The following is a 20781-nucleotide window of genomic DNA, read 5'->3' as shown; positions in this document are numbered from 1 at the left end:
GTCAAATGCGATGCTGCTTTGTCGGATCGGCGAATAGATGACAGTTCTTGCTTTGTTCTAACTTTTCTGTTGGAGTTCCAGCGTCGTTCACCTATTTCTAAGACACTTGTGTGTTGGGGGCCAAAAATGGCTGAGCTGAAGAATATCGAAGTGCGCGGTGCGCGCGAACATAACCTCAAAGGTATCGACGTGGACATCCCACGTGATCAGCTTGTGGTGATCACCGGGCTGTCGGGGTCTGGTAAGTCGTCTTTGGCTTTCGACACGATCTATGCCGAGGGCCAGCGTCGTTACGTTGAAAGCTTGTCAGCCTATGCCCGCCAGTTTCTGGACATGATGGAAAAGCCGGATGTGGATCACATCAGCGGCCTGTCACCAGCCATCTCGATCGAACAGAAGACAACGTCCAAGAACCCGCGTTCGACCGTCGGAACGGTCACCGAGATCTATGACTATATGCGCTTGTTATTCGCCCGGTCCGGAACGCCGTACAGCCCGGCCACTGGGCAGCCGATTGAGGCGCAGCAGGTTCAGGACATGGTCGACCGCATCATGACGATGGAGGAGGGGACACGCGGATACTTGCTCGCCCCCATCGTGCGCGACCGCAAAGGCGAATACAAAAAGGAATTCCTCGAACTGCGCAAGCAGGGCTTCCAACGCGTGAAGGTCGATGGAGAATTCTACGAGCTGGATGAACCGCCCACGCTGGACAAGAAGTATCGCCATGACATTGATGTCGTTGTCGACCGCCTTGTCGTGCGCGAAGGGATGGAGACCCGGCTGGCCGACAGTTTGCGTACTGCTTTGGACTTGGCCGACGGTATCGCCGTTCTCGAAACCGCGCCGCGTGAGGGCGATCCGGAACGGATCACGTTTAGCGAGAACTTTGCTTGCCCGGTCAGCGGCTTCACCATTCCTGAAATCGAACCCCGTTTGTTTTCGTTCAACGCTCCGTTCGGGGCGTGTCCGGATTGTGATGGTCTGGGTGTCGAGCTGTTCTTTGACGAACGCCTTGTGGTTCCGGACCAGACCTTGAAACTGTACGACGGGGCGTTGGCGCCCTGGCGCAAGGGAAAGTCGCCTTACTTTCTGCAGACCATCGAAGCGATTGCCCGACACTATGAGTTCGACAAGAACACGCCGTGGAAGGACCTGCCGCCAAAGGTGCAGCAAGTGTTTCTGCGCGGTTCCGGCGACGAAGAAATCCAATTCCGCTATGATGAAGGCGGGCGGGTCTATCAGGTCACCCGCAGCTTTGAGGGCGTGATCCCGAATATGCAACGCCGCTATCGCGAGACCGACAGCGCGTGGATCCGTGAAGAGTTTGAGCGGTATCAGAACAACCGACCCTGTGGTGCCTGTGAAGGCTATCGCCTACGTCCCGAGGCGCTGGCGGTTAAGATCGCAGGCGCGCATGTCGGGCAGGTTGTTCAGATGTCGATCCGCGAGGCCTTGACCTGGATCGAAGATGCACCGAACCATCTAAGTGTCCAGAAGAACGAAATCGCACGCGCCATTCTCAAGGAAATCCGCGAGCGGCTGGGATTTCTGAATAACGTTGGTTTGGAATACCTTACGCTGTCCCGCTCAAGTGGTACCTTGTCTGGTGGTGAAAGCCAGCGCATTCGTCTGGCCAGCCAGATCGGATCTGGTTTGACAGGAGTTTTGTACGTTCTGGATGAACCGTCCATCGGTTTGCACCAGCGTGACAACGACCGCTTGCTTGGAACGCTCAAGAATCTGCGTGATCAGGGTAACACCGTGATTGTCGTCGAGCATGACGAGGAAGCAATCCGCGAGGCGGATTATGTTTTTGACATTGGGCCAGGGGCTGGCGTGCATGGCGGTCAAGTTGTCAGTAAGGGAACGCCTGACCAGATCGCGGCTGATGCGGCCTCAATGACCGGGCAATATTTGTCGGGGACCCGCGAGATTTCGGTCCCGGCTGAGCGACGCAAAGGGAACAAAAAGAAGGTGACGGTTGTCAAAGCGACCGGGAACAACCTGAAAAACGTGACCGCGGATTTCCCGTTGGGCAAGTTCGTCTGCGTTACCGGGGTGTCGGGCGGCGGAAAATCGACGCTTACGATTGAGACGCTGTTCAAAACTGCCTCCATGCGTCTGAATGGCGCGCGGCAAACGCCGGCGCCCTGCGAAACCATTAAAGGGTTGGAGCATCTGGATAAGGTCATCGACATTGACCAGCGTCCTATCGGGCGAACTCCGCGTTCAAATCCAGCGACTTACACCGGGGCCTTCACGCCGATCCGCGATTGGTTTGCCGGTCTGCCCGAGGCAAAGGCGCGCGGCTATAAGCCCGGACGGTTCAGCTTCAACGTCAAGGGTGGTCGTTGCGAGGCCTGTCAGGGTGACGGCGTCATCAAGATTGAGATGCATTTCTTGCCCGATGTTTACGTCACCTGCGAAACCTGTAAGGGCGCGCGATACAACCGCGAAACGCTGGAGATCAAGTTCAAAGGCAAGTCTATCGCCGATGTCCTTGATATGACCGTCGAAGACGCGCAGGAGTTCTTTAAGGCCGTGCCGTCGATCCGCGATAAAATGGACGCACTGGCGCGGGTCGGGCTTGGTTATATTAAGGTTGGGCAGCAGGCGACCACACTTTCGGGTGGCGAGGCGCAGCGCGTTAAGCTTTCAAAGGAATTGTCCAAACGCTCGACCGGGCGGACTTTGTATATTCTGGATGAACCAACCACTGGCCTACATTTCGAAGACGTGCGCAAGTTGTTGGAGGTGCTACATGAACTGGTCGATCAGGGCAATACGGTCGTTGTGATTGAACACAATCTGGATGTCGTCAAAACCGCCGACCACATCATTGATATCGGCCCGGAAGGCGGCGATGGCGGTGGTGAGATCGTGGCAACCGGGACACCCGAGAATGTGGCCGAGGTCGACCGCAGCCATACCGGTAGGTATCTCAAGCCGATGTTGGACGGTGCGCGCGTTGCTGCGGAATAGTGCCGTTCTTTAGTAAAGAATATCTGCCACTGCGCCGATCAGGTTCAGCACCTTTTGCGTTTCGGGGTCGACACGATAAACGTAATCGCCGGCGCGAATGTAGGATCCGCCGCGATTCAGACCATAGCGGTAGGGATCATTGATCCAGCGATAGTCACGCGTGATATAGTCGCCTTTGTTGTACAGGTTTTTTACCTGACCCGGCGGAACACAGGGCACTGCTTTTTTTGCCAAGCCTGGCGGGCAATGACCCGCCTTACTCTTTCCGTTCCCAGCCATTGCAGTAGCCGGACTCAATGAAAGCGCGACAATGGTCAAAGTAACAGACAGAATTCGCGACATCGTGTTTCCTTTCGCGTTAAAGCGCGGTTAGGAAACAGATGGCCGCTGTTTATCCGCCGGTCAACCCGATGGGCAGGAAGTCGCCACCCTGTGGCGACTAGCTCCGGGTACGGTTTTCAAAACGTGGCAGCATGGCGGAAAAATCCTTGCCCAGCCCGTCTTCGGATTCGACGAATTTCTCATAAAGCGTTGTTGCAACCTGTCCCATGGGCGTGTCTGCGTCCGAGCTTTCTGCCGCTTGCTGGCTGAGCCGCAGATCTTTTAGCATCAGCTCGGCCGCGAAACCGGGCTGATAGTCGTTGTCCGCGGGGCTTGCAGGGCCGACACCTGGGGCAGGGCAATAGGCGTTCATCGTCCAGCTATAGCCCGAAGACGTGCTGACCACATCAAACATCTTTTGCCGGTCTAGCCCAAGCTTGTCGGCCAGCGCAAAGGCTTCGCAGGTGGCGATCATAGTTACGCCCAGGATCATGTTGTTGCAAATCTTGGCCGCTTGACCAGCACCGGATTCGCCGCAATGCACGGCTTTCTGACCCATAATGTCGAACAGCGGCGATGCCTTTTCAAACGCCGCGTCGCTACCGCCGGCCATGAAAGTCAGCGTACCCGCTGCCGCACCGCCGATGCCGCCCGACACCGGGGCGTCGACTGCGAGAACGTCCGCTTCCTTGGCTTGCTCGGCAACGGCGCGGGCGCTGTCTACATCGACCGTCGAACAGTCGATCCAGACCGCGCCGGGTCTCATGGCGGGAATGATCTCATTTGCCACCGCCCGCAGGATCTGTCCGTTCGGCAGCATGGTCACGACGATGTCGGCATCGGCCGCGGCTTCAGGGCCGGAGCTGGCCATAGTGACACCCGGCACGGTGACATCCGCCATATCAAAGCCGCTGACATCATGCCCTGCTTTGGCAAGGTTGGCCGCCATCGGATTGCCCATGTTGCCCAGACCGATAAACCCGATTTTCATTCCTTAATCCTCCTCAAAAGTCAGCGTGTTCGCGCCCAAAGGTTGTAGCATCTTTGAAACAGCGACAGCCGGTATGTCTTGGTTCTGATGGCGCCAGCTCGGGTTGCGATCCTTGTCGATGATCTGCGCCCGGATACCCTCCAGAAAGTCCCCGTGTTCCATCGCGCGATAGGTAAAGCGATACTCCAGCTCCAACGCCTTGCGCATGGTCAGGTTTGGAGTGCGGAGACGGTGCAGCATCTCGACCGTGCAGGCCATGGAGAGTGGTGAATTGCGCCCGATCAATTTCAGCGCGTAAGTGGCGGCGTCATTGTTCGAGTTGCGCAGGCTGTTCTGGATATCTCCAAGCGTTTCGCCCCCGAAATCCGTCTCAATTGCATCTTGCATTGCGACCAACGAACCTTCGGGCGGCGTGTCGGAATGGCTTTCAAGAATGCTGGCGTCGCCGGATGCTTCAAGCATGTCGATCAGATCAGACCATTGCTGGATCGGAATGTGATGATCTGCGAAACCGGCCAGAATGGCATCGGCTGGCCCCATGCGATGCCCGGTTGTGCCGAGGTATTCACCTAACCGTCCGGGTGCGAGTGCCAGCATCAGCGTGCTGCCGACATCCGGAACCAAACCGATCGAGCATTCGGGCAGGGCGATTTGCGACGTTTCACCCACGATGCGATGGCTGCCATGGCACCCGATGCCGACGCCACCACCCATCGTGAATCCCTGAAGAAAGCTGACTACTGGCTTTGGGTATTCGAAGATCAGAGCATTCAAGCGGTACTCATCGCGCCAGAACTTTCGGCCGTATTCAAAATCGCCCTTGGTTCCGGTCTCATAAAGCTCGGCAATGTCACCGCCCGCGCAAAAGGCCTTGTCGCCCTCGGCATCCAGAATGATCAGATCCACCGCGTCATCCTCACGCCAATTGCGCAGGGCGGTGTCGATAGCCAGGCACATATCATAGCTGAGCGCATTCAGCGCCTTGGTCCGGGTTAGGGTGATACGACCGGCACGGCCTGCTGTGCGAATATAGACGTCTGACATAAAGTCCTCAGCGCTGAGAGACCATCTGGCGGGCAACGATGACCCTCATGATCTCGTTCGTGCCTTCCAATATCTGATGCACGCGCAGATCGCGTACAAGTTTTTCGATGCCATAGTCGGCCAGATAACCATAGCCGCCGTGCAATTGCAGGCATTGATCCACCACTTTCGATCCCGTTTCGGTCACAAATTTCTTGGCCATAGCGCAGAACTTTGTTGCATCCGGCGCGCCTTGATCCAGTTTCCACGCCGCCTGACGCAGGAATGTCCGGGCGGCCTGCAATTCGATCTCCATATCTGCCAGACGGAACTGAAGGGCCTGAAACTGGTCGATGGACTGCCCGAAAGCCTTCCGCTCGGACATGTATTGCAGTGTCATGTTCAACCCGGTTTGTGCGGCACCTAGAGAACAGGACGCGATGTTCAGGCGCCCGCCATCCAACCCCTTCATCGCGTATTTGAAACCGTCGCCCTCGACACCGACAAGGTTGTCGGAAGGGATCTTGCAATCGTCGAACTGCACCTGCGCCGTAGGCTGGCTTTTCCACCCCATCTTTTGTTCAAGCGCGCCAAAGCTAAGGCCGGAGGTGCCATCTTCGACATAAACTGTCGAAATGCCCTTGGGCCCATCCTGACCGGTGCGCACCATGCAGACATAGGCATCCGAATACCCGCCACCCGAGATGAAAGCCTTGGTGCCGTTCAGGGTATAGCCTTCGTTCGTGCGTTCAGCACGGGTTTTCAAAGCGGCTGCGTCAGAACCTGAGCCGGGCTCGGTCAGGCAATAGCTGAGCACGGTGTTCAAGCTTAGAACATTGGACATGATGCGGGATTTCAGCTCGTCACTCCCAAAGCTGTCCAGCATCTTGGCGCACATGTTGTGGATCGACAGAAAGGCCGCGACAGAGGGGCAGGCCATCGACAAAGCTTCGAACACAAGCGTAGCGTCCAGACGAGACAGGCCAGAACCGCCGCTGTCCTCAGAAACATAAAGGCCGCCGAAACCCAGCTCACCAATGCGCGGCCAAAGGTCTTTGGGGATGGTGCCTTCAGCCTCCCACTGGCGGGCATATGGAGCGATGTTTTCCTGCCCGAAATCATGGGCCATGTCGAAGATCGCATTCTGCTCTTCGGTCGTTGCGAAATCCATGGCTTGCCTCCCATGCTGCCCGATGAATTGAACGAGTGTTTATTTCCCAATCCTTACAGAAATTTTGCACGGCCAGCAATCACTGGCACATTCTTGTGTGGGAAAACGTGCCAAGGTTCAGAGGTCTTGATGGAATTCGTCAATCAAGTGCTGAACAACAGCCTTGCCAGGGTCATCGCCTTTTGCCGCTGCCTCGGCATGTACGCGGCGCTGGCGGGTGGCCGAGGTGCCGTTCTGGGCAATCTGATGTAGTTTGGCCAACTCGGTCATGGTGCCCAGAGCTTCGGCATCTTCCGCGAGTAAGCCCATCAGTTCGCCCATGAGTTCCGGCATAGGTTTGATCGAGCGATCACCGAAGTCAATCATCCCTTCGCCAACGCCATAGCGCTGCGCACGCCAGCGGTTTTCGCCAATTAGGAACCGATCGTATTGTCGCCACCTGAGGTTTCGGTCTTTCAAGCGACAAAGCATGCGCGTTAACGCCTGCACCATTGCGGCCAGTGAAAGTGCATGCTCCATGCGGGGCTGCACGTCCATGATCCGGGTTTCCAGCGTTGGATATTGGTGCGACGGTCGCAAATCCCACCAAATTTTCGTGGTGTCTTCGATCACGCCCAGTTCGACCAGAACGCCCGTAGTACGTTCATATTCGGACCAGCCGGAAAAGATCGGGGGCAGACCGGTCCGGGGCAGGTTGTCAAATACCGTTAACCTGTACGAAGACAGACCTGTGTCCTCACCGTTCCAGTATGGCGATGACGTCGACAAGGCTAAGAGATGCGGCAAAAAGTAGGACAGCTGCGGAATCAGGTCGGCGCGCAAGGCTGAATCGGCCACCCCGATATGGACATGCATGCCACAGATCAGCATACGCCGCGCCACTCCGCCCAACGCGTGTTGGAGCGCGTCATATCGGTCTTTGCGCGTATGTTGCTGCTTTTTCCAGTCGGCAAAGGGGTGGCAGGATACAGCGATTGGGGCAAGGTTGTGCTCGGCGGCGCGTTTCGAAACACAGGACCGCAAGCGTTTCAGATCCTCGCGCGCAGAGCTGATGGTCACATGCGGCCGCGTACCGACCTCGATCTGGCATTGCAGGAATTCGGGGCTGACCTGTCCTTCAAAATCGGCCTGGCAGGCTTCCATTAACGCGGCAGGCGCTTCGGCGAGTTCCAGACTGTCTCGATCAACCAACAGATACTCTTCTTCGATGCCCAGCGTAAATTCCTGCTGCATTCCGGCCCTCGCAACTGTGTTCTGACCAGTGAATACGGAAATTGTCTTTTTGCCAAGTGTTTGCCAGCTGGGTTCTTGCGAAGCCCCCATGCGCACAGGTAAGGAGGCGTCTAGACCGTCAGCAAACCCGGAGCCCCCCCGTGAAACCAAGGAAATTCCCACGGCTGAACGCCGCGCTTGATCGGTTTGGTGTGAAACTGATCGACAAAGTGACCGAACGGGACGAACGCGCGCGCCTTGAGGCATTTGAACGTGCAGGGGGTCTGACCCGACCTGCCTATGCTCTGTCTCCGGGGATGGAAGGGTTCGATATCACTCAATTGGTGTCGGAATACCAAGAACACTCTACTTCTCTGGAAGCTCTTAAAGACCCGGCGCGCAACAAGACCGGTTATCGTATCAACAATGGGTATTACGACAGCCCGGACGCGGATGCGCTGTATCTGATGATACGCAGGTTCAAACCCAAGCGGGTGATCGAGGTAGGTTGCGGAAACTCGACCCGTGTGACCCGGCAGGCGATAATTGACGGCGGATTTCAGACAAAGGTGTCCGCAATCGATCCGTATCCACGGGCAGATATCGCGCATGTGGTGGATGAGTTCGAACAAAAACGTCTGGAAGAAGTCGATCCGGCGCTGTTCGAGCAACTCGAATCCGGTGACGTATTGTTCATCGATTCCAGCCACGTTGTTCGCATGAGCAATGACGTCGCGCACCTGTTTTGCCGCATCATTCCGGCGCTCAAACCCGGTGTGGTCATTCATGTGCACGATGTTTTTCTGCCTTATGAATATCCCAAACGGTTCTTTTATGATTGCCCGGGCTGGGGTGAGCAGTACATGCTGCATGCACTCCTGCAATCTGGTGCATATTCAATGCTTTGGCCCGGATACTACCTTCAACAGGATCGCCCCGATGCGGTCGAATCCTTGCAATTTTTGAAAGACGGTCGCGCCCAAAGCATATGGGTTCAGGTCAAAGAAAATTGATCTGTTAGTGATCCGGCGCGACTAAGAGCCCGTACCCCTTTTCATAACTAGCTGGAGAGGAGATGACAGCCATGTTTCGTCGTACGTTTATGGGCGCCGCCGCCGCAATTGCACTGACACTGCCTGTAAAAGCACAGGCTGCAGATATCGTGGATACCGCAGTATCAGCCGGTTCCTTCAACACATTGGTCGCCGCTGTTCAGGCTGCGGGTCTTGTCGACACGTTGAAAAGTGACGGACCGTTCACAGTGTTCGCACCAACTGATGAAGCTTTTGCGGCACTGCCCGACGGTACGGTGGAAACACTGCTGTTGCCGGAGAACAAAGACCAACTGGTCGAAATACTGACCTATCACGTGGTTCCCGCCAAGGTGATGTCCGGTGACATCGCTGGCAAGCGCGCCAAGGTTCTGACCGTGCAAGGCGATCGCCTGAGCGTAAATGCAAAGAACGGCGTGAAAGTGAACGGTGCCGAAGTCATTCAGGCCGATATTGAGACCAGCAATGGCGTGATCCACGTTGTCGACGCTGTGATCCTGCCGGAATAAGATATTTTTGTTTCATGAAAAAGCCCCGGTCCTCATGGCCGGGGCTTTGTCGTCAAACCAGTCTGACCTGGGTCCCGACCTGGACAAGAGGAAACAATTCCTCGACATGTTGATTGTACAGGCCGATGCACCCGGACGAGCTTTGGCGCCCGATTTTTCGCGTATCGTGGGTGCCGTGCACAAGATAGGCTGGCCAGCCCAGATACATTGCACGGGTGCCCAACGGGTTGCCTGGTTCACCACCTTCCATACGCACTGGCAAAAGCGGATCACGCTCGCGCATTGATGCGGTCGGTGTCCAGCTTGGGTTCTCGGCTTTGCGCACAACCTTGGTATAACCGCGCTTCGTCAGCTCTTCGCTCATCGGTACCGAACTGGGGTACAGTTTGTAGGTGCCATCGGGCCCCCAATAGTGCACCGCGCGGCTTGTGATATCGGCCAGCAAAGCCCCTGCGCCCAGCTGGTCAAAATGGTCCTGCCAATTCTGTTGCGAGAAGGACGAGACATTGCGGCGCACCGGCAGTTGCGTGCTGATCGCCTCTTCTGTTGTTGGGAAAGCATCTGAGCTTTGGGCGCGCAGAAGCGTCGGCGTCGCTAGGACGGACGCAGCACCCAGCAAGGCGGTACGACGATTAATACGGGAACTGGACACGGATGCCTCCTGAAGGAATGCTCTATGGTTTCGGGCAATTTAGTAACTGCTTTCCCTCAGGGCCAGATGCTTGGCTTAAATTTTCCGTGAGATTTACACATTTGACGCAGTTTATTGCCTGTCCGGACGGGGGAATACTCGGTGTCCGGACAGGTTTTTGCTGTTTGCGGGACACGGCTTGGGGTATTTTTTCGGGCATGTCTGCTCCAATTCCAGGGGACAGGCCCACAGATGTTCGGAGACCGCACGATATGACCAAGAAATCGGAAACCTTGGAAATTCGCGTATCTTATGAGTTGAAAAGCAAGTTGGCAGATCTGAGCGAACAGCGCGGATCGTCGATGAGCGAACTCGTGCGTGGTGTGATCGACCGCGAGCTGGCAGGGCCTTCACCAGACACAGTTGGAGAAGATGAAATGCCCATTCGAACGCTCAGCCGTTTTGCCCCCAAGACGCTCTATCTGCTGCCGGTCCTGTTACTGGCTGGTCTTTATTGGGGGTCTGCCCAAACACCTGCACAAGCAACGCCTATGGCGCGGATCTTCTTTGCCGAGTTGGATCGCGACGGGGATGGGGTGATTACTGAACCGGAATTGTACCAATTCCTGACGGAAGATGAGGGCCTCATCGTCGGGGATGATTGTGAAGCGGCAAAAGAATCCTGCACACCAGAAGCTATTGCAGCTGAGGAGATCAATCGGGCGGATTCCAACGCAGACGGACACGTCGAATATTCTGAATTCGAAATCTTCTATCTTGCAGAGCGGGCGGTGGAGTTTCTCGAATATGATGCCGACGAAAATGGCGTGGTGTCCCCGGATGAATTTGTGGCCATGGAAGTGCGGGATCTCATCGAGTTCCCCGATCCGGAAATGGATGAGCCGCTGTCGGCCGAATGCTTGACCATGGTTGAAAGCGACAAGATCGAAGGCATTGCCAAAGCTTGTATCCATGCGCACGAGCTTCGGATGGTCATGGCCGAGTTTGACGCGGATTTTGATGGCAGAGTCACATTGCGCGAATTTTTACAGAACTGACCCCTCGCCGCGCAACGAAAAAGGCCGCCCAACGGGGCGGCCTTTTGAATTTGTTTGGGTGGGAAATCAGTCCATCGCTTTGAAGTTGAATTCGCCACCTTCTTTGATGCCCGACGGCCAACGGGCCGTAACGGTTTTCGTGCGGGTGTAGAATTTGAAGCTGTCCGGACCGTGCTGGTTCAGGTCACCAAACATGGATTTCTTCCAGCCGCCAAAGGTGTGGTAGGCCAGCGGAACCGGGATCGGAACGTTGATCCCGACCATGCCGATATTCACACGGCTGGCAAAGTCGCGCGCAGTGTCGCCATCGCGCGTGAAGATTGCAGTGCCGTTGCCGTACTCATGGTCCATCGCCAGTTTCAGCGCTTCTTCATAAGAGCCTGCGCGCACGGTCGACAGAACTGGGCCAAAAATCTCTTGCTTGTAGATGTCCATCTCAGGCGTCACGTTATCGAACAGGTGCGGGCCGACAAAGAAGCCGTCCTCATAGCCCTGCAAGCTGAAGTCGCGGTTATCAACAACCAGCTTCGCGCCTTGTTCTACGCCCGAGTTGATCAGACCAAGAATACGCTCTTTGGCAGCACCGGTTACAACTGGGCCCATGTCGACGTCATCGCCGGCGGTGTAGGGGCCGACCTTCAGCTTTTCTACGCGCGGAATCAGCTTTTCGATCAGTGCGTCGGCTGTTTCTTCGCCAACGGGCACAGCAACCGAGATGGCCATGCAGCGTTCGCCCGCCGCGCCAAACCCGGCACCGACCAGCGCGTCGGCAGCCTGATCCAGATCCGCGTCAGGCATGACGATCATGTGGTTCTTGGCGCCGCCGAAACACTGCGCGCGCTTACCGTTCGCAGTCGCGCGGGAATAGATGTACTGCGCGATCGGGGTCGACCCAACGAAGGACACGCCCTGAATGGTATCGCTGTCCAGCAGAGTGTCCACGGCCTCTTTGTCGCCGTTGACGACCTGGAAGACGCCCTTGGGCAAGCCGGCTTCGACAAACAGCTCTGCTAGCATCAACGGCACGGATGGATCACGCTCGGACGGTTTCAGAACCACGGCGTTGCCGCAGGCTAGGGCAGGGCCTACGTGCCACAGCGGCATCATTGCCGGGAAGTTGAACGGCATGATCGAGGCCACAACACCCAGCGGCTGCCGCATGGAGTACATGTCGATGCCAGGGCCTGCGCTGTCGGTGAACTCACCCTTCAGCATCTGCGGTGCGGCGATGCAGTATTCGATCACTTCCAGACCGCGCTGCAAGTCGCCCTTGGCGTCTGGGATGGTTTTGCCATGCTCGCGGCTGAGCGCCTCGGCCAACTTGTCCATGTCGCGGTTCATCAGGTGAACCATGGCCATCATGACACGTGCGCGTTTCTGTGGATTGGTTGCACCCCAGGCAAGCTGCGCAGCGGCTGCGCTTTCGATTGCCGCCGTGGTTTCGGCAGCACTTGCCATCGGGCACTTGTACTGAACCTCGCCAGTGGCGGGGTTAAAGACGTCGTCAAATCGTCCTGAGGTTCCGGCGACATTCTCGCCGTTGATGAAATGGGACAGCTCGGTCATTGCAGATCTCCTCCGATGCGTTTGTGCGCACAATAGGCTTGCATAAATTGCTTGAACAGAGGCAATGTCCCAAAGATATTTTGCAAAAATGCAAAGGGCAGGGCGTGACACCAAACTGGGATGATATGCGGGTCTTTCTGGCCGTCGCGCGCGAAGAAAGCCTTTCGGCTGCTGGGCGGCAGTTGAAGATCGACCCCGCCACGGTTGGACGCAGGATCGCCCGGTTAGAAGCCTCATTGGAAGCCCCCCTGTTTACCAAGTCGCAACAAGGCTACCTTTTGACCGCTGCAGGTGAGCGCCTGATGGAACACGGGCTAAAAGCCGAAGAGGCGATGCGCGCGGCGGCGGGTGCAATGGCGGGCACGTCGAAAACGCTCAGCGGACAAATACGGATTGGCGCGCCGGACGGGTCGGCCAATTACCTTTTGCCGCAGGTCTGCGCGAAAATCAGTGATGCAAACCCCGATTTGGATATTCAGATCCTGGCCCTGCCGCGCGTGATCAACCTGTCCCGGCGCGAGGCTGATATGGCGGTGACGGTCAGTGCACCAACAGCTGGGAGCCTTCTGGTCCAGAAAATCACCGATTACAAACTGCACCTTGTTGCGACGCGCGACTATCTGGCCTTTTGCCCGGCAATCCGTTCGATCCAGGACCTGAGTGGCCATCGCATGATTGGCTACATTCCGGATATGATCTTTGACCGCGAGCTGGATTATCTAGTGGATATCGGCGTTGACCGTGTCGCGCTTGCATCGAATTCGGTGTCGGTTCAGCTGCGGCAGGCCACGCTTGGGACGGGGGTTTGTGTTGCGCATGACTTCACCTTGCCGTTTCATCCCAACCTGCAGAAAATCCTGACGGATCAGGTGAGTTTGACCCGGAGTTTTCACCTGGTGCGACATCAGGGCGATCAGCGGAATGAAAGGTTGAACCGGTTTGCGCAGGCCTTGACGCAGGGTATTCGGGAAGAGGTTGAGCGGCTTGAGGCTCAAGTGTCACCTTGACAGGTTTAAGCATTCCGGCAACGCTTTGGAAAACAGGACATTATTTCGGAGGTTACGCTTATGCTCGTTCAGGCCATTCTGAAATCCAAGGCCACCGGAGGGGTCGAGACAGTCAGCCCGACAATCACTGTGGCTGACGCCTCGAAAATCCTGGCCGAAAAACGGATCGGGACGGTTGTTGTATCAGAAGATGGCGGCGAAACGGCATCTGGCATCCTTTCCGAGCGGGACATCGTAAGAGAGCTGGCCGCAAGCGGCAGTGGTTGCCTGGCGCAGCCAGTCAGCGCCTATATGACCCGTAACCTTGTGACAGCCACTCAGCAGGACACGGTTCAGGATATCATGACCCGCATGACCGAAGGGCGCTTTCGCCACATGCCCGTTGTCGAAGATGGCAAGCTGGTGGGGATCGTCACACTGGGCGACGTGGTAAAGGCGCAGCTGGCAGAACTGGCTATGGAAAAAGACGCGCTGCAAGGCATGATCATGGGGCATTGAGGCCCTTGAACCCCAAAGCTGGCTCTTGCACCTGCGGCGAAGTTATGTTTGCTTGCGCAGAAATTTTGTTGCGCAGGAGGCCGCGATGAGGGTTGGATTATATCCCGGAACATTCGATCCAATCACCTTGGGTCATATCGATATCATTCGCCGTGCGGCTGCTTTGGTGGACAAGCTCGTCATTGGCGTCGCAATCAACCGAGACAAGGGGCCTTTGTTCTCGCTCGAGGAACGCGTTGCGATGATCGAGGCGGAATGCGCCCATCTGACTGAGCAAACGGGAACCGAAATCGTTGCGCATCCCTTTGAAAACCTGCTGATCGACTGCGCCCGTGATGTTGGGGCGCAGATCATTGTCCGCGGGCTGCGGGCTGTTGCGGATTTTGAATATGAATTCCAGATGGTCGGGATGAACCGGGCGTTGGACGACACGGTCGAGACGGTCTTCCTGATGGCCGAGGCGCGGCATCAGGCCATTGCCTCCAAATTGGTTAAGGAAATCGCCAGGTTGGACGGGGACGTGTCGAAATTCGTCACGCCCCGCGTTAATGCCGCGCTGCGTGACCGTTTAGGCTAGGGCACCCATCGCTGCGGCGGTGTCCAGCATCCGGTTCGAGAAACCCCATTCGTTGTCATACCACGCCAGCACACGCACCAGTGTGCCGTCGGTCACCTTGGTTTCCGGCAGCGAAACGGTCGAGCTGTGTGGGTCGTGGTTGAAGTCCACCGAGATCAGCGGGCGGTTCTCTGCCGCCAGAACCCCGGGGATTCTGGCTGCGGCTTCGGTAAACAGCGCGTTGACTTCTTCCTCGGTTGTCGGGCGTGAGACCTCGGCGACCAGATCAACCACGGACACGTTCGGTGTGGGGACGCGAATGGCCTGACCCGTCAGTTTGCCGGCCAGTTGCGGCAGGACGAGGCCAACGGCAGAGGCCGCGCCCGTAGTGGTCGGGATCATCGACAATGCCGCCGCGCGTGACAGATAAGGGTCTTTACCGGCGGTGTCGTGAACCGGTTGGCTGGCTGTGTAGGCGTGAACCGTGGTCATGTTGCCGTGGACAATGCCTAGCCCTGCGTCCAGCGCTGCGGCCACCGGTGACAGGCAGTTGGTGGTACAAGACGCATTGGACACCACGTTATCTTCGGCCGTAAGCTCGTGATCGTTAACGCCAAACACGATCGTTTTCACAGCGCCATCGCCGCGGGCGGGGGCCGAGATCAATACCTTCTTCGATCCGTTCGTGAAATGGCGGGATGCAGCTTCGCGTGTGCGGAATACGCCAGTGCATTCCAGAACGACGTCCACATCGGACCAATCCAGTTTTTCCGGCTCACGCTCGCTGCTCAGGCGGATTGGACCGTTTCCAACGTCCAGGCCTGCCTCGGTTAAAGTGACCGGTTTGCCGTACCGGCCATGGACGCTGTCGAATTCGAACAGATGCGCGTTCATTTCCGGCTTCGCCAAGTCGTTTATCGCAACGATTTCAACATCCGTACGCCCGGATTCCATGACCGCCCGCAGCACGCCGCGTCCGATCCGTCCAAATCCGTTGATTGCCAGTTTGAGTGTCATGTCCTGCTCCGTCCGAAATGCGGCTAATGTGAAGTTAGCGCTAACAAAGCCAGATCAGAGGAAAAGTCAAGCAAAACCTCTGTCACCGCCAGAAGGCGAGCCAGTCCAGAAAGGTGTAGAGTTTCTTGCCAAGGAACACGAATTGTTCGGTTCCAAAGAGGGCATAGCTGACAACGAACAAGCCCAGAATGAGCAGGGCAAGCCAGATGGCGATTTGATTTGTCATGCTTGCCCCGGACGAAAACGCCCGCCCAGTTAACCTGAGCGGGCGAAAAGGTTCAAGATTTCAAAGCAACCTTAGTTAAGGCGACCCATGGCAACTGCAACGTCTGCCATGCGGACCGAGAACGCCCATTCGTTGTCGTACCAAGCCAGAACGCGAACCATGCGGTCGCCGACAACGCGGGTCTGATCGGGTGCGAAGATCGAGCTTTCTTCGGTGTTGTTGAAATCGGTCGAAACAAGCGGTGCGGGTTCATAGCCCAGAACACGCTGCATCGACCCCAGCGAGGCTTCGCGTACGATGGCGTTCACTTCTTCTACCGTTACATCACGAGCAGCGCGGAATGTCAGGTCAACCGCAGAAACATTCGGGGTCGGGACACGGATGGCCGAACCGTCCAGGCGACCTTTCAGATTGGGCAGAACCTCACCCAAGGCTTTCGCGGCACCTGTCGATGTCGGAATCATCGACATCGCGGCAGCACGGGCGCGGTAAAGATCACTGTGACGGCGGTCCAGGGTCGGCTGGTCGCCGGTATAGGCGTGGATCGTGGTCATGATGCCGTTCTCGATGCCGATACCCTCGTCCAGTACCTTGGCAAGCGGAGCAAGGCAGTTCGTGGTGCACGAGCCGTTCGAGACCATTTTATCATCGGTCACAAGGCTGTTGTGGTTTACACCATAGACGATGGTCTTATCGACGTTTTTGCCCGGGGCAGACAGCAGTACCCTTTGTGCACCGCGATCCAGGTGCGTTTTGGCTTTCAGACCGTCATTGAATTTACCGGTGCATTCCAGAACGACATCGCAGCCATCCCAGTCCAGTTCGTTCATGTCATAGGTCGAGAACATCTCCATCGGGCCGCGGCCCAGATCCATGGTTTTGCCATCGATTGCGACATCGCGGGGGAAACGTCCGTGGACACTGTCATACTTTAGCAGGTGCGCTGTGGTTTCCAGCGGGCCGGTTGCGTTGACCTTGATCACTTCGATGTCGTTGCGGGCGGATGCCGCGATATGCGACAACGTGCAGCGGCCAATGCGGCCAAAACCATTGATACCGACCTTGATGGTCATGTGCTGTCTCCAAATGCGCTTGCGTTGGACGCCATATAGCTGTCAAAGCGCTTTCTCAAAAGACCAAAAGTGACATATTTTTAACGTGTTAGCGCAAACCTGCGCCGGTTGCGCTAACGCTTGCGCTAGCCGTCGGATCGGGTAGGCTCCGGTTGCGGCAGGTGAAGTGAAAGGAAACACCATGAGCGGTCTGTTGGCCCTGTTGGATGACGTAGCAGGTATTGCAAAGGTTGCGGCCTCGTCCGTGGACGATGTGGTCGCAGCGGCCGGAAAGGCGGGCGCAAAGACCGCTGGTGTGATCATCGACGATGCCGCCGTAACCCCGAAATACGTTCAGGGATTCGCCCCGGCGCGCGAGTTGCCCATCATTTGGCGCATCGCGCGTGGTTCCATATTCAACAAGATTATCCTGCTGCTGCCGGTTGCTTTGCTACTGGCGAATTTTGCTCCGTGGTTGATCACGCCTTTGCTGATGATCGGCGGCTCTTACTTGTGTTTCGAGGGGGCCGAGAAGATATTTCATGTCCTATTCCCTCATGGCAGTCACGTTATCGACGAAGACATGGCCATTCGCGACCCCGGCCATCTGGAAGAGCAAAAGATCAAAGGCGCGATCAAGACGGATTTTATCCTTTCGGCTGAAATCATGACGATTGCGCTGGCTGCGATTGAGGCCCCAAACCTGTGGATGCAGGCCGCGACCTTGGCGGTTGTGGGGATCGGTGTCACCGTGGCGGTCTACGGGTCAGTTGCCCTGATCGTTAAGATGGACGATGTCGGGCTGTACCTCGCGCAAAACGCACCGACACCGATTGGGCGAGGGCTTGGGCGCGGGTTGGTCAAAGCCATGCCGGTTGTCATGAAAATCCTGTCCATAGTCGGCACAGCCGCGATGTTGTGGGTCGGCGGTTCCATCATCATTCACGGGATGGAGGTTCTGGGCTTTGGGTGGCTGGGACACCACATCCACGACTGGGCCTATGCCATTGGTCATTCAGTGTCTGAGCAGTGGACCGGTGTTGTTGAATGGGTATCCAAGGCGACGATGGACGGTGTGTTCGGTCTGGCATGGGGGTTTGTTCTGATCCCGGTGGCGACAAAGGTGGTCGGGCCGATGATCGAGATGTTTTCAAAGAAGACTGATGCGCATTAAATTTATAATCCTGAAATGAGTGACCTGAGCCATCTACCGACTTTTAGACCGGTTCAGAGTTGGGTCCGCATACAATTGAAGGGGCGGGCAGCCAAACGCAAAGCGGCGGCCTTGTCGGCCATGAACCTTGGCGCGGAACAAATGCCGTTTGAACCGCTCAGGCTTTACCAGGTACTGCATTTCCGGATCGACACGGCGGAGACTGCGGCCCGACGCGCCAAGTGGGCAGGGGGGCGATTGTTTAACCTGCTCAGCGGCCAGTCGGCGCAATTCATTCCGCTATATGGAACGCATGTTAGGCAGGTTTTGTCTGCTGCAGTGCAGAACGTGCCCGATGGGATTGTGCCAGCAGAACGGTATGAGTTGCGGTTGGATTATGCGAAACGGGCCTATACGGCGTTGAAGGCCGAGCTAAAGCAGCCAAAATAGGAAAGGGCGGCCAAAGCCGCCCTTTTTGTATCTGGCTGATGAGCAGAGCGTTTACTGACCCAGCAGTTCCTTGACCTTGGCCACTGTCGCCTCGGCGGTGATGCCGAAATGCTTGTACAGTTCACCGGCTGGGGCCGACGCACCGAAGCTGGACATGCCGATGAAACCGGCTTTGGCTTCGCGACCACGTTCACCCAGCAACCAGCGATCCCAGCCACCGGCGCGAACGGCGGCCTCGATACCGACGCGGACGGGGCCGCCCGGCAGGACGCGCTTGCGATAGGCTTCATCCTGCTGCGCAAACAGCTCCATCGACGGCATGGAGACGACGCGGGTGCCGATGCCTTCAGCCTCGAGCATCGCTTTGGCTTCCATCGCCAGCGACACTTCGGACCCGGTGGCGATCAGAATGGCCTGACGCTTGCCCTCGGCATCGGCCAGAACATATGCGCCTTGCGCGGTCAGGTTCTTGGCCCTGTGTTCTTTACGCACCGTCGGCACGCCCTGACGGGTCAGCGACAGAACCGAAGGGCTGTCCTTGAACGTCAGCGCCAGTTCCCATGCCTCAGCCGTCTCAACCACATCGGCGGGACGGAACACATAAGTGTTCGGCGTCGCGCGCGAGATGGCCAGATGTTCAACAGGCTGGTGGGTCGGGCCGTCTTCGCCCAGACCGATCGAGTCGTGGGTCATCACGAAGACCGTCGGCACCTTCATCAAGGCGGCCAAACGCATCGAGGGGCGGGCATAGTCGGTGAACGCCATGAACGTGCCGCCATAGGGGCGGATACCGCCATGCAGCGCCATACCGTTCATCGCTGCGGCCATGCCGTGTTCGCGGATTCCGTAGTGGATATAGCGACCCTTGCGGTTTTCCGGCAGGAACACGCCCATATCCGCAGACTTGGTGTTGTTCGACCCGGTCAGGTCGGCGGAACCGCCAACGGTCTCGGTCATGATCGGGTTCACTACGTTCAGAACCTTTTCCGAAGACGCGCGGGTGGCGAGTTTCGGCTGATCTTCCGACATCTGCTTTTTGAACGCACGGATGGCACCGGCCAGTTTCTTAGGTGCATCAAACGCATAGGCGCGGTTGAATTCGGCCTGTTTGCGTTCGGAAATCTGCGCGAAACGCTCTTCCCATTCGGCGCGTTCAGCCGCGCCACGGGCACCGATGGCCTCCCAAGCCGATTTGACGTCAGTCGGGACCACAAAGGCATCATGGGGCCAATCATAGCCGTCTTTGGCGGCTTTCAGCTGATCCTGATCGGTCAATGCGCCGTGACCTTTGGAAGTATCCTGTGCGGCGTGACCCAGCGCGATGTGGCTTTCGCAGGCGATCATGGATGGTTTGTTGGACGATTTGGCTTGCACAATGGCCGCATCAATCGCGATCGGATCATGGCCATCGATTTCAATCACGTTCCAGCCCGAGGCCTTGAAGCGGCGCACCTGATCGGTGCGATCAGCAATATCCACGGTGCCGTCGATGGTGATGTTGTTGTTGTCCCAGAAAACAATCAGCTTGCTCAGCTCATGACGGCCAGCCAGTGTGATGGCCTCTTGGCTAACGCCTTCCATCAGGCAACCGTCGCCCGCAATCACATAAGTATAGTGATCGACGACCTTTTTGCCGTAATGCGCACGCTGGATTTCTTCGGCCATGGCGAAACCAACTGCGTTGGAAATGCCCTGACCCAGTGGTCCGGTGGTGGTTTCGATACCGTTCACCAGGAAGTTTTCCGGGTGACCCGCAGTTTTTGCACCCAGCTGGCGGAAGTTCTTGATCTCATCCAGTGTCACGTCCGCATGACCAGTGAGATACAACAGAGAATAAACCAGCATCGAGCCGTGCCCCGCGGACAGGATGAACCGGTCGCGGTCGGGCCAGTTCGGGGCCGAGGCGTCAAATTTCAGGTGCTTTTCAAACAGCACGGTCGCAACGTCGGCCATGCCCATCGGCATACCGGAATGGCCGGAATTAGCGGCGGCGACGGCGTCAAGGGTCAGGGTGCGGATGGCCGCAGCCTTGTTCCAGTGTTCAGGATTGGCATTGCGCAGCGCAGTCAGGTCCACGGGCGTTGTTCCTTTGGATTACAGGCAGATGGGGCGCTCAATACCATCCGCCCCCCAAAGTGCAAGTGGAACCGGGGATTGCGTCGCGTTCGTGGTTCAAGAATGCTGTCCAAGTGATTGAAAGCAAACAGTGGGTATTTTCCGTTTCATTCGGTTAGACTAGGCCAATACCCGGCCTGTATTGATTCGGACGGGCCGCGAAAAAGTGAACCTTGGTAAAGAGGTGG

20 protein-coding genes are annotated in these 20781 nt (G+C 56.9%); 9 read left to right on the top strand and 11 right to left on the bottom strand.

Annotation, left to right across the window (positions count from 1 at the left end; translation table 11 throughout):
* Positions 1–126: 126 nt before the first annotated feature.
* Positions 127–2985, top strand: coding sequence for an excinuclease ABC subunit UvrA (gene uvrA, locus DK510_RS07795; RefSeq protein WP_109311596.1), 2859 nt, complete (start codon positions 127–129; stop codon positions 2983–2985).
* A 9-nt stretch (positions 2986–2994) separates the two neighbouring features.
* Here the strand turns inward: uvrA and DK510_RS07790 are convergent, their stop codons facing one another.
* The 5 genes from DK510_RS07790 to DK510_RS07770 form a co-directional block, all read right to left on the bottom strand.
* On the bottom strand, positions 2995–3327 hold the full coding sequence (locus DK510_RS07790; RefSeq protein ID WP_109311595.1) for a hypothetical protein: 333 nt from the start codon (positions 3325–3327) through the stop codon (positions 2995–2997).
* A gap of 97 nt (positions 3328–3424) precedes the next feature.
* Positions 3425–4297 (bottom strand): 3-hydroxyisobutyrate dehydrogenase, encoded by an 873-nt coding sequence (gene mmsB / locus DK510_RS07785; RefSeq protein WP_109311594.1) that lies wholly within the window; start codon positions 4295–4297, stop codon positions 3425–3427.
* A 3-nt stretch (positions 4298–4300) separates the two neighbouring features.
* A complete protein-coding gene (locus tag DK510_RS07780; RefSeq protein WP_109311593.1) occupies positions 4301–5341 on the bottom strand; it encodes an enoyl-CoA hydratase/isomerase family protein in 1041 nt (346 codons plus the stop codon).
* 7 nt (positions 5342–5348) lie between these two features.
* Positions 5349–6491, bottom strand: coding sequence for an acyl-CoA dehydrogenase family protein (locus DK510_RS07775; RefSeq protein WP_109311592.1), 1143 nt, complete (start codon positions 6489–6491; stop codon positions 5349–5351).
* A 117-nt stretch (positions 6492–6608) separates the two neighbouring features.
* The gene (locus tag DK510_RS07770; RefSeq protein WP_109311591.1) at positions 6609–7724 is read right to left on the bottom strand and encodes a carboxylate-amine ligase; all 1116 of its coding nucleotides are present in this window, start codon (positions 7722–7724) and stop codon (positions 6609–6611) included.
* Positions 7725–7864: 140 nt separating this feature from the next.
* On the opposite strand from DK510_RS07770, the gene DK510_RS07765 reads away from it, so the two are divergent.
* The gene (locus DK510_RS07765) at positions 7865–8716 is read left to right on the top strand and encodes a class I SAM-dependent methyltransferase (protein ID WP_109311590.1); all 852 of its coding nucleotides are present in this window, start codon (positions 7865–7867) and stop codon (positions 8714–8716) included.
* A gap of 71 nt (positions 8717–8787) precedes the next feature.
* Positions 8788–9264 (top strand): fasciclin domain-containing protein, encoded by a 477-nt coding sequence (locus DK510_RS07760; protein WP_109311673.1) that lies wholly within the window; start codon positions 8788–8790, stop codon positions 9262–9264.
* Between the two features lie 52 nt (positions 9265–9316).
* Here the strand turns inward: DK510_RS07760 and DK510_RS07755 are convergent, their stop codons facing one another.
* The gene (locus DK510_RS07755; protein ID WP_108858717.1) at positions 9317–9916 is read right to left on the bottom strand and encodes a L,D-transpeptidase; all 600 of its coding nucleotides are present in this window, start codon (positions 9914–9916) and stop codon (positions 9317–9319) included.
* A 251-nt stretch (positions 9917–10167) separates the two neighbouring features.
* On the opposite strand from DK510_RS07755, the gene DK510_RS07750 reads away from it, so the two are divergent.
* Positions 10168–10953, top strand: a complete 786-nt coding sequence (locus DK510_RS07750; RefSeq protein WP_160116483.1) for an EF-hand domain-containing protein — start codon at positions 10168–10170, stop codon at positions 10951–10953.
* Positions 10954–11019: 66 nt separating this feature from the next.
* Here DK510_RS07750 and DK510_RS07745 read toward each other — a convergent pair whose 3' ends face one another.
* The gene (locus DK510_RS07745; RefSeq protein WP_058271513.1) at positions 11020–12519 is read right to left on the bottom strand and encodes a CoA-acylating methylmalonate-semialdehyde dehydrogenase; all 1500 of its coding nucleotides are present in this window, start codon (positions 12517–12519) and stop codon (positions 11020–11022) included.
* A gap of 104 nt (positions 12520–12623) precedes the next feature.
* On the opposite strand from DK510_RS07745, the gene DK510_RS07740 reads away from it, so the two are divergent.
* From DK510_RS07740 to coaD, 3 genes are all read left to right on the top strand, one after another.
* The gene (locus DK510_RS07740; protein ID WP_109311671.1) at positions 12624–13526 is read left to right on the top strand and encodes a LysR family transcriptional regulator; all 903 of its coding nucleotides are present in this window, start codon (positions 12624–12626) and stop codon (positions 13524–13526) included.
* A 60-nt stretch (positions 13527–13586) separates the two neighbouring features.
* Positions 13587–14024, top strand: coding sequence for a CBS domain-containing protein (locus DK510_RS07735; protein WP_058271514.1), 438 nt, complete (start codon positions 13587–13589; stop codon positions 14022–14024).
* Positions 14025–14109: 85 nt separating this feature from the next.
* The gene (gene coaD / locus DK510_RS07730; protein WP_058271515.1) at positions 14110–14601 is read left to right on the top strand and encodes a pantetheine-phosphate adenylyltransferase; all 492 of its coding nucleotides are present in this window, start codon (positions 14110–14112) and stop codon (positions 14599–14601) included.
* Here coaD and gap (DK510_RS07725) read toward each other — a convergent pair.
* From gap (DK510_RS07725) to gap (DK510_RS07720), 3 genes are all read right to left on the bottom strand, one after another.
* Entirely contained in the window at positions 14593–15597 is a 1005-nt protein-coding gene (gene gap, locus DK510_RS07725; protein ID WP_109311589.1) for a type I glyceraldehyde-3-phosphate dehydrogenase, read from the bottom strand. The genes coaD and gap (DK510_RS07725) overlap by 9 nt on opposite strands.
* A gap of 82 nt (positions 15598–15679) precedes the next feature.
* Positions 15680–15823 (bottom strand): hypothetical protein, encoded by a 144-nt coding sequence (locus DK510_RS22955; protein ID WP_200833222.1) that lies wholly within the window; start codon positions 15821–15823, stop codon positions 15680–15682.
* A 71-nt stretch (positions 15824–15894) separates the two neighbouring features.
* Entirely contained in the window at positions 15895–16896 is a 1002-nt protein-coding gene (gap, locus tag DK510_RS07720) for a type I glyceraldehyde-3-phosphate dehydrogenase (protein ID WP_058271518.1), read from the bottom strand.
* 181 nt (positions 16897–17077) lie between these two features.
* Here gap (DK510_RS07720) and DK510_RS07715 point away from each other — a divergent pair, with 181 nt between their 5' ends.
* Complete coding sequence (locus tag DK510_RS07715) at positions 17078–18049, top strand: DUF808 domain-containing protein (RefSeq protein ID WP_109311588.1); 972 nt, start codon at positions 17078–17080, stop codon at positions 18047–18049.
* 15 nt (positions 18050–18064) lie between these two features.
* On the top strand, positions 18065–18478 hold the full coding sequence (locus DK510_RS07710; protein WP_109311587.1) for a hypothetical protein: 414 nt from the start codon (positions 18065–18067) through the stop codon (positions 18476–18478).
* Between the two features lie 51 nt (positions 18479–18529).
* Here the strand turns inward: DK510_RS07710 and tkt are convergent, their stop codons facing one another.
* A complete protein-coding gene (gene tkt, locus DK510_RS07705; RefSeq protein ID WP_109311586.1) occupies positions 18530–20554 on the bottom strand; it encodes a transketolase in 2025 nt (674 codons plus the stop codon).
* Positions 20555–20781 lie beyond the last annotated feature (227 nt).

The organism is Ruegeria sp. AU67, from assembly GCF_900312795.1.
Classification (GTDB): Bacteria; Pseudomonadota; Alphaproteobacteria; order Rhodobacterales; family Rhodobacteraceae; genus Ruegeria; species Ruegeria atlantica.
This window is presented reverse-complemented; position numbering and strand designations above follow the sequence as displayed.